Source organism: Pantoea coffeiphila (genome assembly GCF_016909495.1).
Taxonomy (GTDB): Bacteria; Pseudomonadota; Gammaproteobacteria; order Enterobacterales; family Enterobacteriaceae; genus Erwinia; species Erwinia coffeiphila.
Genome location: NZ_JAFBFW010000001.1, coordinates 985,434 through 999,299 on the forward strand (window position 1 = coordinate 985,434; position 13,866 = coordinate 999,299).

Genomic DNA, 13,866 nt, shown 5'->3' on the forward strand with positions numbered 1-13,866 from the left:
GGCTGCGCGCCCGGCACAGAGGGATTAACCAACCAGCATCAGTTCGCGATCTTCAACGACCGGTCTGTTGAGCAGCGACAGTAAAATATTCTTTACCGCCTGCGCTGACGGTGACAGCGGCTGCCGAGAAGAAACATTCAGCGACAGAGGCAGATTCAGCGTCGGGCTGCTGATCCGAGCCATCCAGGCGTTAGTCGAGGTGACCAGCGCACGTGCGGCGGACTCCGGTAGAACGGTAACACCCATCCCGCTGGAGACTGCTGCGGTCAGCGTAGCGATGGACTCAATTTCACCGATAATTCGGGCACTGAGGCGGCGCAGGGAGAAGGCTTCATCCACACGTTTACGTACGGCACTGTAGTCGCGTGGCAGGAACAAATTCATTTCGGCAACGGCGGCGAGGTCGACGTGCTGGCCTGGGCAGGCGGTGGTGCCAACCAGATATAATTCTTCTTTCAGCAGCGGGATGCTGGTAATACCGGCAGTTGGGGAACGGTCATAAAGTACCGCCATGTCAAGCTGTCCATTCATCACTTTTTCGTTTAGTGAAGAACCGCTGTTTTCGTGCAGATAGACCAGCACTTCGGGAAACTGTTCGCGTACCGTTTGCAGCAGCGGCATGGTCAGCGAAGAGGCGGCCGTGCCCGGTGCCAGCCCAATAGAGACCTGCCCGGTGAGGACCTGGCCGGCGTTGACCACCGCCAGCTGCGCCTGTTCGCACTGGCGCAAAATGGTGCGAGCGTGGGAATACAGGATCTTACCCGCTTCGGTCGGCGTGACGCCGCGCTTGGTGCGGATCAGCAGCTGCTGGTCGAGTTCATTTTCCAGCGTGGCAACCTGCTGGCTGAGCGCTGGCTGTGCAATATGCAGGACTTCAGCGGCCTGGGTCAGGCTGCCGATATCGACGATTTTCACGAAATATTTCAGTCGTCTTAAGTTCATTTTGCCTCCGTCTCGTATCCCCGAGTGCCAGTTTGAGCTGGCGTTTGTAATAAGTTTTCACTCTGACTGATATATCTTTGCAATTGACGTGCCAGAAATTGACAAACAATCGAGTGGCTTATTACTGACCGCCTAACAGGCGGTAAAATAAGAGAATCTGATTACCCACTAAGGGGTATTGCCTCGGATTGGCGTTTCAGCGGGATTATTTGCAAGGTTTGGGCGCACGGTGATGGTGCAGGTGATGCGTTGGTGAGGTGCGGATTGGGGAAGAGGCGAACGTTTCGCATTAGAAGCTTAGCTTCAGGGATCGAGGACGTAGACCATTACAGAGGGACGGCGCTGCTGATAGCTTCGGTTATGGGCGACCGTGACGGGGCTGAACGCCGGGACGCCGTAGACCCATCCCTGGGGGCTTGACTGCCGCCTCCCTGCGGCAGACACCCGGCTTATCTTCCCCGTCACGGTCTCCCTCTCAGGCTTTCGTGTCGCTTTGCTGCGAAACGGTCGCCTTCAGAAAGAGATTTGGTTGCGTCTTGTTGAGGGCAGCGACACCCTGAGTTTACTGGCAATCGGTGCGGGGTGGGTTCGCGGACCGTTGAGCGCAGGGATGCGCGAATCGAGGCCACACGGACGTGTTCACGCCGAGTCCGCGAACCCACCCTGCACCGACAGGCCAGACGCCAAACATGCAGCAACTCCTCAACTCCTCAACTCCTCAACTCATAAAAAAACTCCCCTAGCCATCAAAATGACGCTATAAGAAATAATATTGAGCGGATTGGGAAGTTTTTCACTCCTCGCTATCGATATGATGATCGCCATCCGAACGGCATCTCAATCAACCGCTTACCACAGAGAGCACTCATGAAACTTCACAGCGACAGCTTTACCGACGGCCAGCTCATTCCCGGTGAATTCGCCTTTGCCGTAGCCGACAGCGAAAATCACATTCGCCTCTCCGCTAACCGTAACCCGCACCTGGCGTGGCAGGATCTCCCTGAAGGCACCCAATCCCTGGTGATTGTCTGCCACGACCCGGACGTTCCGTCCGTCGGCGATAACGTCAACCAGGAAGGTAAAGTGGTAGAGGCATCGCTGCCGCGCGTCGATTTCTACCACTGGCTGCTGCTGGATATCCCGGCATCCGTCAGCGAAATTGCAGCCGGAAGCCAGTCCGATGCGATAACCCCACGCGGCAAGCCCGGCCCGGCAGCGCCGAACAGCCTGCGCCACGGCGTGAATGATTACACCGCGTGGTTCGCCGGCGATAAGGAGATGAGCGGACAGTATTTCGGCTACGACGGCCCCTGCCCGCCGTGGAACGATGAGCTGATGCATCACTATGTCTTCACCGTCTACGCACTGGCGAACAGCACCCTGAAGGTTGCGGGTGAGCTGAACGGCGCTAACGTCCTGGCGGCAATCGCGGCGGCCGATGTGCTGGGCAGCGCGCAGATCACCGGGCTTTACAGCCTGAACCCTACGGTAGGCTGACGGCAATGACGGTGCACCGCCCTTCCCTTGATCATCATGAGCGGCCTGCCGCACGTGTGCCGGGGGCGGTGCTGCAAACTACCAGCTGGCCGCTGACGCAAATTGCCGATGCCAGCGGCTATCTTTCCGCCGCGCGCTTTTCGGCACGCTTCAGAACGCGCTTCGGCATTTCGCCCGCCCGGCTGAGGTGATCTTTAAAATGGAAAAAGAAAGGGAATGAGAGTCGGGAAACAGAGGAATAAATCGGGGCTTTAACGACAATAGCCGGATGCCTTTACGGGTAAAGGCATCCGAAGATGAAAATTATTCAATCACCAGGCTATTAACGGCCAGAACGGCCTGCGCGGCTTCAGCGCCTTTCTTAACAAAGTGCTTATCGTAGAACTGCACGATTTCGTCAACCGGCTGGAAATTATGCGGGGTCAGCGAAACGGAGAACACCGGAACTTCGGTGGCCAGCTGCACGTTCATCAGGCCATCAACCACCGCCTGGGCAACGAAATCATGGCGGTAAATGCCGCCGTCAACCACCAGCGCAGCACAGACGATCGCATCATATTTGCCGGTTTTCGCCAGCTTCTGGGCCACTAACGGCATTTCAAATGCACCGGGAACGTCGAAGACGTTAATCACGGCATCAACGTTATCTTCCTGAGCGATGCGCTGACGGAAACCCTCTAATGCCTTGCTCACAATCTCTGTATGCCAGTTGGCTTTCACAAAGGCGATATTAATTTTTTTCACTGTAACTCCAAGAACGCGATGAAATGTATCAATCTTTAATGGGGAATTTTACTGGAAAGTAAGATTATTTTCACTTGGTATAACATGTTGAAAATACGAAATCCAGACGTCAAAAAAAAAGCCGCTTCCCGTCGTCTCGCAGCATTTTATAACTCCCCTGAAGCGTAACAACCGTGTTATGGCGCAATACAAAAATAAAAAATCGGGGGATCGTTTGACCGATCCCCCGGCTTAAGGGCTAACGAAGTTGCGCTGGAGCGATTAGCGCTTCTTACGGTTGCGGTACATATCGATAGAAACCGCCGCCACGATAATCATCCCTTTGATGATGTCCTGCACGTAGGCATCAACGCCCACGAAGGTGAAGCCACTCTTAATCAGACCGAGGATCACCGCACCAATCAGCGTACCGGTGATGCGACCCACGCCGCCCATCAGGCTGCTGCCGCCGATAACCGCTGCGGCAATCGCATCCAGTTCGTAGGACAGACCCATGCTTGACTGGCCGCTGCTGACGCGAGCCGCCAGCACCACACCCGCCAGACCGGACAGGCCACCGGCGATGGTGTAAACAATGATCAGGTACTTGTTAACGTTGATACCGGACACTTTCGCCGACACCATGTTGCCGCCGATAGCGTAAACGTATTTGCCGTAGCGAGTGTGTTTCAGAGCGATATGGAAGATGACCGCTACGACCAGGAAGATAATCACCGGCATTGCGCCCTGACCGATAGCGGTGAAGCCGTCAGACAGGAAGCTGATTGGGTTACCCTGGGTGTAGTACTGTGCCAGGCCACGGGCAGAAACCATCATACCCAGCGTGGCGATAAACGGAGGAATACCGGTTTTAGTAATCAGCACGCCGTTCAGAATTCCGCACAGCAGACCGACCCCGATCCCCGCACCGATAGGGATCACCGCAGGCATATCCACCAGCGACGGGAACATCGGCGACAGGCTGTCTGAGGTTTGCGCCAGACTGGCGGCAACCACCGCCGTTAAGGCAATCACCGAGCCGGACGAGAGGTCAATACCCGTAGTAATAATGACCTGGGTCACCCCGACGGCAATAATACCGATAATCGCCACCTGTAAAACAATCAGCACCAGGCGGTTAGGGTTCATCAGGAATGACTGGTCGCGAACATACCAACCAAAGGCTTCGAAAATCAGCGCGATACCGACCATTACCACGAAAATACCGGTATCTTTCGGCATCTTGCTTTTCAGATTACTGAAGAATGAGGGTGCTTCAGTTGACTGTTGCGTTGTCATTTTCATATCACTCATATTTTATTTACCTTACGCCCTTACTCGGACGCCAACGACAAAATGGTTTCCTGGTCAGCATCTTCTTTATTGAGGATGCCGGTAATACGACCGCCGTGCATAACCATGACCCGGTCGCTCATGCCCAGAATTTCCGGCAGTTCGGAAGAAACCATGATGATGGCAACGCCACGGCTCGCCAGTTCGCTGATCAGACGGTATATTTCCGCCTTCGCACCGACGTCGATACCACGGGTAGGTTCGTCAAGGATTAGAATTTTGGGCTGGGCCAGCAGCCAGCGCGCAATAAGCACCTTCTGCTGGTTACCGCCACTCAAGTTATTGATGATCTGGTCCATTGTCGGCGTTTTGATATTCAGCTTACGGATCTGCTCAAGACAGTCCTTCGCCATATCGCCGTGATTAACAAAGCCCGCTTTGGCGCTGTAGTTCGTCATCTTGACGATGCTCATGTTCTCCATCACCGACAGCACCAGGAACAGGCCGGACTTTTTACGGTCCTCGGTCAGGAATGCCAGACCCTTATCGATCGCCGATGCCGGGGATTCGATAGTGGTTGGCACGCCGTCAATCAGAATTTCGCCGCTGTCGATGGAGGTCATGCCGAACAGGCTCTCCATCACTTCGCTGCGTCCGGCACCCACCAGTCCCGCCACCCCGAGGATTTCACCACGGCGCACATTAAAGCTGACATCGTGGAATACGCCTTTGCGCGTCAGATTACGCACGGTCAGCACATCTTCACCGATGTTGGCATCAAATTTCGGGAACAGTTGGGTTAATTCACGCCCTACCATCTGCGTAATCAGCGACTGACGCGAATAGCTCGACGTGGAATCACTGGCCACCCAGGTGCCGTCACGGAACACGCTGACTTCATCGGTAATGGCGAAGATCTCATCCATTTTATGGCTGATATAGATGATGGCTTTACCCTGCTCGCGCAGGTCGCGGATAATGGCGAACAGATGCGACACTTCGGTTTCCGTCAGTGCCGACGTCGGTTCGTCCATAATCACGATGTCCGAGTTCCAGGACACCGCTTTCGCGATTTCAACCATTTGCTGGGAGGCAATGCTCAGATCGCCAACCATCTGGTCAGGCCGCAGACGGATATTCAGTTTAACCAGCAGATCTTTGGTCAAACGATTGAGTTTTCCGTGGTCGACGAAGCCAAGTTTCATCGGCTCGCGACCCAACCAGATATTTTCGGCGACCGTCATATGCGGTACCAAATTAAGCTCCTGGTGAATCATGGAAATTCCCGAACGCAGCGCATCCAGCGTATCGGTAAACTGCACAGGCTCGCCTTTAATGCGGATTTGTCCCTCATCGGGACGGTAAATCCCGATGAGGCACTTCATTAAAGTGGACTTGCCCGCGCCATTCTCACCCATCAGAGCATGCACCGTTCCGGGTTTGACGCGCAGCGATACGTTGCTTAACGCCTTAACTCCCGGGAAAAACTTGCTGATGCCTTCGGCTTCAAGCGCATATGCGGACATTTAACACCTCCGTACAACTGTTATCGGCAACGGTTATTTCAGGTTTTTGCTGGTAAATTCTGCGTAGTTTTCTTTGGTGATCAGCTGATAAGGGATCATCACGTTCTGCTCAACTTTTTCACCTTTTGCCAGCTTAACGGCGGCCTGTACGGAGCCTTCACCCTGTCCTTTTGCATCCTGGAACACGGTGGCAACCATCTTGCCGTTCTTGATCATTTGCAGCGCGTCCGGTGTACCATCCACGCCCGCGATCACGATTTTGTTCGGGTTTTTACCCAGTGCCTGCAGGGCACCGATAGCCATTTCGTCGTTGTTGGAGGCAATAGCCTGAATGTCATCACCCGCCGTCATCCAGTTGCTGACAACATCCACCGCATCGTTACGAGTGAATTTCGCCGTCTGCTCCTGCACCACTTTCAGGCCAGGATATTTAGCCACGATGGTTTTCACGCCTTTGGTACGGTCGCGCGTTGCTTCGTTAGCCAGGTCACCCATCAGAATCGCCACGTTACCCTTGTAGTTCATCTGTTTTGCCAGCGCTTCCATCTGCAGACGGCCTGCCAGCTCGGAGTCAGATCCGACGTAGGCCATTTTGCTGGTCAGTTCAGTCGCGGGTTTACGGTTTACGAAGACCAGCGGAACGCCGGCTTTGGTGGTGAGGTCAACAATCGGTTTAACTGCGTTGGTATCAACCGGGTTAACGATGATTGCGTCAACGCCCTGGCCGATAAAGTTTTGCACCTGCTGCAGCTGCTGGGCTACGTCGCCTTTGGCATCTTCGATCTGCCCGTCGACGTTTTCTTTCTTCATTTCCTTGCTGATGGAATTGCGCACAATAGTCAGGAAGTTGTCATCAAACAGTGCCATAGAAACACCAACCTGGACTTCTTTGGCGAAACTTGTGACAGGTAACATACATACTAACAGTGACGCTAAAATTGTTTTTTTCACGTTCATGGCGGAGCCCTTATTATCGTTAGCATGCGCAGGCTGGCTGAGACGTCGAATGAAAAATTTCTTTTACATTCCTTCAACGTGACCGACGACTTTAGTAAAATGTAGGGGGTTACTATTTCGTGTATGACTATTTTCTTATTAGCACTTCATCGGAATAACTTACTACAAATCAACACCTTAAATTCAAACCACTGTTTTACTTTTCCTGTCCCCTGCCTACGTTGCCGCAGAGCAGTTTTTTTGTTTCATATTAAAGTTAATTGAAACTTTCACTAATAAAGCACCGAAACGCGTGTTTTAAAATCATCAAATAACAAAAATTTGACACACCTCTAACATCGCTCATGGAAACGCTGGAAAGTGAGATCTGGCGCAAGAGATTTGAGACTGACGGCAATTGCTTTTTTGTTACCCGAGCAAGGTCACAACCCGGCTGGGGGGCTGTAAATGAAATGTCGGGTGATGAAGATGGATTTTTCACTGTGGTGGTGGGGATCGTGTCACGGTATTGAGCGGCTGCTGGGGGAATTGTTCAGATTGCTTGTTTGTCGCTTCGGTGATGTGGGTCGTGTCCCGGTATTGAGCGGCTACCGGGCGGTCCTCGCGCCGCTTCGCGGTTCCTTCGGCTTCGGCATCCGGCCGGGCGGACCGGCGGAAACGCAACGTCCCTGTTGCGATTCCACCTGACGACGACGTCCTGTCGCCGTCTCCTGGCCAGATGCCTGCACCTCAGCGCTGCGGATTGCCCTTTAGCCGCGCAATACCGTGCCACCCTCTTCTTTCTTACTCGCTGCTTTTAAAGCCGTTCAGATGATGAAATCCATCTGCACTTCCACACACTCTGAGAAAACGACGCTAACAAACACAAACGCCGCCGCAGAATAAACTGCGGCGGCGCAAGAACTAACGGTTTAGCAGACTAACAATTAACGACTCAGTGAAGCCGCCTTCTCCAGGGTCATCCCCTTGGTTTCCGGTGCCAGCCAGACGGATACCAGCAGGCCCAAAACGGATACCGCAGCAGCTGCATACATCGTGTGCCCAATACCCAGCGTCGCCAGAGAGTAAGGCACCAGCCAGGTCCCGGCAGCGGAACCAATACGCGACAGTGAAGATCCCATGCCAACGGCGAATGCACGAACCTCAGTCGGGAACAGCTCATTCGGATACACCAGTTCCAGCACCTGCGCCCCACCGATAAACACCGCGTAGGCACCAAACAGAGCCAGTACCAGCATTTCAGAACCGTGTGAAGCTGCCCCCAGCCCCAGCAGGGCCAGGCTTGACCACAGGAAGCTGTGAATAATCAGCTTGCGGCGGCCCATCGTATCAATCAGTCGGGTAGCGATAATACAACCCACTACGAACAGCAGCGTGATAATCACTGAACCCATCGAGGCCCACTCGCCCTTCAGGTTCAGCGCCTGCAGTACCACCGGAGCGAACGAGTAGACCGCAAACATCGGCACCACCGCCGCACTCCAGAACACCGCCACGAACAGCATACGTTTACCGTAGCCTGCATTTAACAATGTGCGGATGGACACTTTTTGTTCTTCCGACTCTTTCGGCAGATTAGCCAGCGAGAAAGTCGCGCCGTACACTTTTTTGATGATCTGCTCGGCTTCCGCCAGGCGGCCTTTGCTGACCAGCCAGCGCGGAGACTCCGGCGTACCCAGACGAATCAGGAACAATGCCACACCCAGTACCGCCGGGCTGGCCAGCACGTAACGCCAGGCGTCATCACCGCCGTGAGCCAGAATCGCATTACCGACAATGTAAGCCAGTGCCGCACCGGCAAACCACAGGATCGTTAACCCCGCCAGGCGCGGACCGCGATTTTTCTGCGGCAGGAATTCGGTGAGCAGCGATCCCGCAACCGGATATTCCAGCCCCACCCCCACGCCTATCAGGAAGCGCAGGAAAAACAGCATCACGCCGGATTCCGTCCAGAACGTGCCTATCGAACCCAGAATAAACAGAATCGGCCCGACGAAGAACAGGCGCTGCCTGCCAACTTTATCGGTCAGCCAGCCGCCGAGGAATCCACTAAAGAAGGTGCCGAACATCGCCGATGCCGCAACCAGTCCCTGCCAGAAGGAGTCCAGATGCAGGTATCCCGAAAACTGCACGATCGCTACGCCGATAATGCTCAGCACATAGCCATCAAGGATCCATCCTCCCCCGGCGCGGACGGTCATCAACTGGTGAAAACCATTTAAGGGTACATCCTCAATAGATATATTATTCTTATTCATGACAGTGAATCTCCTGTAAGGATTCATATTTTGCAGGTACAGAAATTCGCTCTGAATCAGATCGATAATTCAGAAATTTCGTTAATTTAATTTTTATAACGTCATGTAAGTCTTGATATCGGTTATCTTTTTCTCTTCGGTAAACCTTACCCGTTCATTGTTTATCGGCTCCTGTTATTTTTTTCGCGTTATAGCGAAATTAAATTCACCTGAAGAACACATCCTTTTTATTTAACCATTCCCCCCGTTATTGCTGAGCCTCAGTGTTGGAAGGCGACCCGCGCCAGCGAGGCTATCGAGGGGAAAAGTGCTGTTAACTTCAGGTTAAATTCATGTTGAAACTATACCCCCCGACTGCGCACTGTAAATACGCTCACGGTGGGGATTATTCAGGAATGTGATCGCCATCTGAAAACAAAACAGAACATTATCACCTGAAAATAATATTTTAATTTGATGATTTTAAACGAATTAATAAAATCCATTGGTATTTTCATAATACTAATGCGTATTTTCTTTGTCTTTTTTATGTATGCAAAAAAAATCCACATATTGCCTGCCCGTGAACTTGTTGGCAGATTGTTAGCAAATGGAGTGAACCTGTCCCTGTCGAACCGTATTTTTCCGGCTTCGGCGGACTGCGGGATCTCATCAAATACCCGCTCAGCGTTAAGTCAACGCTGCCCGGATACCTGACCTGGAGAATATATGATTAATTTTGATGGTATTTATACCCCTGCCGTTACTCCCTACGCTGCTGACGGTTCGATTGATTTCGCCCGTTTTGATGAAGTGCTGGAGTCATTAATTGCCGGTGGTGTTCACGGCATTATTATTGGCGGTTCGACCGGTGAATATTACGCGCAGACGGTGGAAGAGCGCCTGGCGCTGGCCGAGCGCGCACGCCAGGTCACGGCTAACCGCCTGCCGCTGGTGATTGGCACCGGTGCGATCCGTACCGAAGATGCCGTGGCCTTTGCCAAACACGCCCGCGAAATTAAAGCTGATGCCATTCTGGTCACCTCTCCGCCGTATGCGCTGCCGACCGAACTGGAAAACGCCCACCACGCGCTGACCGTCGATAAAGCCGCGCAGCTGCCGATCATGCTCTACAACTACCCGGGCCGTATGGGTATCAGCATGGGTGAAACCTATTTCACCGAGGTCAGCAAATCGAAAAACGTGGTGGCGATTAAAGAAAGCTCCGGCGATCTGAACAGCCTGCATCTGCTGGCCATTAAGTTCCCGAACATCGCCCTCTCCTGCGGCTGGGACGATCTGGCACTGGAGTTCTTTGCCTGGGGCGCACGCAGCTGGGTCTGTGCCGGTTCCAACTTTATTCCACAGGAACACGTGGCCCTGTATCAGGCCTGCGTAGTGGAAAAAGATTTCAATAAGGGCCGCAAAATTATGGCGGCGATGATGCCACTGATGAACTACCTCGACGGCGGGAAATTCGTACAGGCGATTAAACACGGTGTGGATCTGACCGGGTTGAGCACCGGACCGGCTCGCGCACCGCTGCTGGGCCTGACCGAAGAAGAGCAGACAGAGCTGAAAGCGGTGATTGCCGGCGTGAAGCAGAATGTCGCTGCGGCGATTGCTGGCTGATAGAACCGGTTGATCCGTTAATCCCCTCTGTACCGCATATAAACGGGAGTATACCCAAGTGCAAAAAATAACCTCTCTGCCCGCCGACGATGCGCTTCCGGGGTGGTATCACACCAGTAAACCGCGTACGCCGCGCCCGGCTCACGTCGGGCAAACACAGACCCGCTGGGCAATTGTGGGCGCAGGCCTGACGGGGCTTGCCGCCGCTCGCCAGATGGCGCTGAACTTCCCGGACGACGAGATCGTACTGATTGAAGCGCAGGAAGTCGGCTTTGGCCCCGCCGGGCGTAACGCGGGCTTCGCTATCGATGTACCGCATGATATCGGCGCGAAGGACTATATCGGCGATATCACCACCGCGAAGCGCGTGCTGAAGCTGAATACGCTGGGCCAGGACTATCTGCGCGACATCGTGAAAACTCACGGTATTGAGTGCCAGATGAGCGACTCCGGTAAATATCAGGCGGCGGTAAGCGGTGCGGGTATTGCCGTGCTGGAGGCTTATCGCAGCGGTCTGGAGAAAATTGGCCGCGAAACCCAAATGATTGACGAGCGCGATCTGCCGGATCACATCGGTATTTCTTACTATAAGAAGGCGCTGTTTATTCCCGGCACCGTACTGGTGCAGCCTTCGGCGCTGGTGAAAGGACTGGCGGACAGTCTGCCATCTAACGTCACGCTGTATGAAAACACGCCGATTACCTCGATCGACTACGGCGATAAAGTCACGTTGATGCACGATAACGGCACTATCACCGCCGATAAGCTGATTTTGGCCAACAATGCGTTTGCCTCAGATTTTGGTTTCCTGAAGCGCACGCTGCTGCCCACCTTCCTGTACGGCAGTCTGACGCGCCCGCTGAATGAAGAAGAGCAGGCGCGGCTGGGCGGCAAGCCGGTATGGGGCGTGATCCCTGCGCATCCATTCGGCAGTACGATTCGCCGTACCGTTGACCACCGTATTCTGGTGCGTAACAGCTTCAGCTTTAACCCTAACGGTCGTCCGCGTGAGCATCTGCTGAAACGCTATATCGAAAATCACCGTCGTTCCTTTGAACGGCGCTTCCCGATGCTGTCCGGTGTGAATCTGGAATATTCATGGAGCGGTGCAATCTGCCTGTCGGAAAACCATGAAGGCTTCTTCGGCCAGCTGGCACCGAATGTTTACGGCGCGCTGTGCTGTAACGGTCTGGGGATCACCCGCGGTACGGCAACCGGTAAGCTGCTGGCGGATATGATCGCCGGTGAGCGCAACGAGCTGATTGACTTCCTGCTGGCATCACCGGGCCCGAATAAGACGCCGCCGGAGCCATTCCTGTCAATTGGCGTGAATTCGGTCTTTAAGTGGGGGCAGTTCAGGGCCGGTCTGGAAGTGTAGTCCGAGGCAGCAGCGATATCGCGGAGTGGGGTTTAGGGCCATTTTATCGCCTTAATGGCGGTAATGACCGCATATTGCTGCATCCTTCAGCAAACGATAGCGTTTTAAGTAAAAGGGTTTTGACATCTACCCTGAGGGCCATTAGTATTCGCCCCGTTCACACGATTCCTCTGTAGTTCAGTCGGTAGAACGGCGGACTGTTAATCCGTATGTCACTGGTTCGAGTCCAGTCAGAGGAGCCAAACTCTTGTTTTCATGCCGCTCTGCGAATCCTTATGTAATTTAGATTCAATAAGTTAGCGTGAAAAGTCTTCCCGATGTATTTTTAGTTTTCCCTCCGCATCGGGAGAATTTGGTGGTCAGATTTGGGGTCAAGTTGGTTCGATGACGGAGTGACCCCCAAATGTCTCTTAACGACTCAAAAATCCGCAACTTAAAACCATCCGCAAAACCCTTTAAAGTCTCCGATTCCCATGGTCTGTATCTGCTGGTTAATCCAGGCGGTTCACGTCTCTGGTATCTCAAATATCGTATCAATAGAAAAGAATCTCGCCTTGGCTTAGGCGCATACCCTGATGTGTCTTTGGCTGATGCTCGTCAACAGCGTGATGGTATCCGTAAATTGCTGGCGCATAATATCAATCCTGCACAACAGCGCTCTGCGGAAAGATCCACTTCCTCGCCAGACAAAACTTTCAAGTATGTGGCACTGGACTGGCATAAAAGCAACCGAACATGGTCAGAGAACCACGCCTCCCGTCTGCTTGCCAGCATGAACAATCATATATTCCCTGTGATTGGACACTTGCCCGTAGCAGAACTAAAACCTCGTCACTTTATTGACCTGCTAAAAGGCATTGAGCAAAAAGGTCTGCTGGAAGTCGCAGCACGCACCCGGCAGCATATGTGCAACATCATGCGTCATGCCATACATCAGGAGTTGATAGAGAACAATCCGGCAGCAAATCTGGAGGGTATCATCTCCCCGCCCGTTAAACGTCACTACCCCGCCCTTCAGTTGGAGCGGCTACCGGAACTGTTGGCTCGCATTGAGGACTACAAGCAAGGACGAGAGTTAACCCGCCTGGCCGTATTACTCACCCTTCACCTATTCATCCGTTCCAGCGAGCTTCGTTTCGCCCGTTGGTCTGAGATCGATTTCAAAAATAGAATCTGGACCATTCCTGCCACTCGCGAGGCCATCTCCGGTGTCCGCTACTCTGGGCGTGGTGCAAAAATGCGCACTCCACATATCGTTCCACTCTCCCGTCAGTCCATCGCTATTCTGAAACAGATACGGGAAATATCCGGGCATCGCGTGCTGATATTCCCCGGTGACCATAATCCGTATAAGCCAATGTGTGAAAACACCGTCAACAAGGCGTTGCGCCTGATGAGATATGACACAAAAAATGAAATCTGCGGCCACGGATTACGGGCAATGGCCTGTAGTGCCCTGATGGAGTCTGGCCTGTGGGCACAGGATGCGGTTGAACGGCAGATGAGTCATCAGGAGCGTAACAGCGTTCGAGCGGCTTACATCCATAAAGCAGAATATCTCGATTCCCGTAAAGCGATGATGCAATGGTGGTCGGATTATCTGGATATGTGCAGGAAAGCGTATGCCCCACCTTATATTTGTGGGAAGGAAATCAGTTACACAATGGGATAACCCCTCTGA

The 13,866-nt window shown here is 53.3% G+C and carries 11 protein-coding genes and 1 tRNA gene; 6 read left to right on the plus strand and 6 right to left on the minus strand.

Annotated elements, in window-relative coordinates; translation table 11 throughout:
• Nucleotides 1-24 precede the first annotated feature (24 nt).
• Nucleotides 25-942 (minus strand): nitrogen assimilation transcriptional regulator NAC, encoded by a 918-nt coding sequence (gene nac, locus JOE09_RS04585; protein WP_105594829.1) that lies wholly within the window; start codon nucleotides 940-942, stop codon nucleotides 25-27.
• An 867-nt stretch (nucleotides 943-1,809) separates the two neighbouring features.
• Between nac and JOE09_RS04590 the strand changes: the two genes are divergently transcribed.
• Nucleotides 1,810-2,439: a YbhB/YbcL family Raf kinase inhibitor-like protein gene (locus JOE09_RS04590; RefSeq protein WP_205064955.1), complete on the plus strand. Its 630-nt coding sequence runs from the start codon at nucleotides 1,810-1,812 to the stop codon at nucleotides 2,437-2,439.
• A gap of 5 nt (nucleotides 2,440-2,444) precedes the next feature.
• Nucleotides 2,445-2,630, plus strand: coding sequence for an AraC family transcriptional regulator (locus tag JOE09_RS04595; protein WP_205064956.1), 186 nt, complete (start codon nucleotides 2,445-2,447; stop codon nucleotides 2,628-2,630).
• A gap of 112 nt (nucleotides 2,631-2,742) precedes the next feature.
• Here the strand turns inward: JOE09_RS04595 and JOE09_RS04600 are convergent, their stop codons facing one another.
• From JOE09_RS04600 to JOE09_RS04620, 5 genes are all read right to left on the minus strand, one after another.
• A complete protein-coding gene (locus JOE09_RS04600; protein ID WP_105592610.1) occupies nucleotides 2,743-3,183 on the minus strand; it encodes a 6,7-dimethyl-8-ribityllumazine synthase in 441 nt (146 codons plus the stop codon).
• Nucleotides 3,184-3,444: 261 nt separating this feature from the next.
• Nucleotides 3,445-4,467 carry an ABC transporter permease gene (locus tag JOE09_RS04605; protein WP_172606588.1) on the minus strand — a complete coding sequence of 341 codons (1,023 nt, stop codon included), beginning with the start codon at nucleotides 4,465-4,467 and terminating at the stop codon, nucleotides 3,445-3,447.
• 29 nt (nucleotides 4,468-4,496) lie between these two features.
• Nucleotides 4,497-5,981 carry a sugar ABC transporter ATP-binding protein gene (locus JOE09_RS04610; protein WP_205064957.1) on the minus strand — a complete coding sequence of 495 codons (1,485 nt, stop codon included), beginning with the start codon at nucleotides 5,979-5,981 and terminating at the stop codon, nucleotides 4,497-4,499.
• A 33-nt stretch (nucleotides 5,982-6,014) separates the two neighbouring features.
• Nucleotides 6,015-6,938 (minus strand): sugar ABC transporter substrate-binding protein, encoded by a 924-nt coding sequence (locus JOE09_RS04615; protein WP_205064958.1) that lies wholly within the window; start codon nucleotides 6,936-6,938, stop codon nucleotides 6,015-6,017.
• A 926-nt stretch (nucleotides 6,939-7,864) separates the two neighbouring features.
• On the minus strand, nucleotides 7,865-9,196 hold the full coding sequence (locus JOE09_RS04620; protein WP_205064959.1) for an MFS transporter: 1,332 nt from the start codon (nucleotides 9,194-9,196) through the stop codon (nucleotides 7,865-7,867).
• A gap of 708 nt (nucleotides 9,197-9,904) precedes the next feature.
• On the opposite strand from JOE09_RS04620, the gene JOE09_RS04625 reads away from it, so the two are divergent.
• The 4 genes from JOE09_RS04625 (at nucleotide 9,905) to JOE09_RS04640 (ending at nucleotide 13,857) form a co-directional block, all read left to right on the plus strand.
• Nucleotides 9,905-10,807, plus strand: a complete 903-nt coding sequence (locus tag JOE09_RS04625) for a dihydrodipicolinate synthase family protein (RefSeq protein WP_205064960.1) — start codon at nucleotides 9,905-9,907, stop codon at nucleotides 10,805-10,807.
• A gap of 58 nt (nucleotides 10,808-10,865) precedes the next feature.
• Nucleotides 10,866-12,185: an NAD(P)/FAD-dependent oxidoreductase gene (locus JOE09_RS04630; RefSeq protein ID WP_200560763.1), complete on the plus strand. Its 1,320-nt coding sequence runs from the start codon at nucleotides 10,866-10,868 to the stop codon at nucleotides 12,183-12,185.
• A 166-nt stretch (nucleotides 12,186-12,351) separates the two neighbouring features.
• A tRNA-Asn gene (locus JOE09_RS04635) sits at nucleotides 12,352-12,427 on the plus strand.
• A gap of 161 nt (nucleotides 12,428-12,588) precedes the next feature.
• On the plus strand, nucleotides 12,589-13,857 hold the full coding sequence (locus tag JOE09_RS04640; RefSeq protein ID WP_014229917.1) for a tyrosine-type recombinase/integrase: 1,269 nt from the start codon (nucleotides 12,589-12,591) through the stop codon (nucleotides 13,855-13,857).
• Nucleotides 13,858-13,866: the final 9 nt, after the last annotated feature.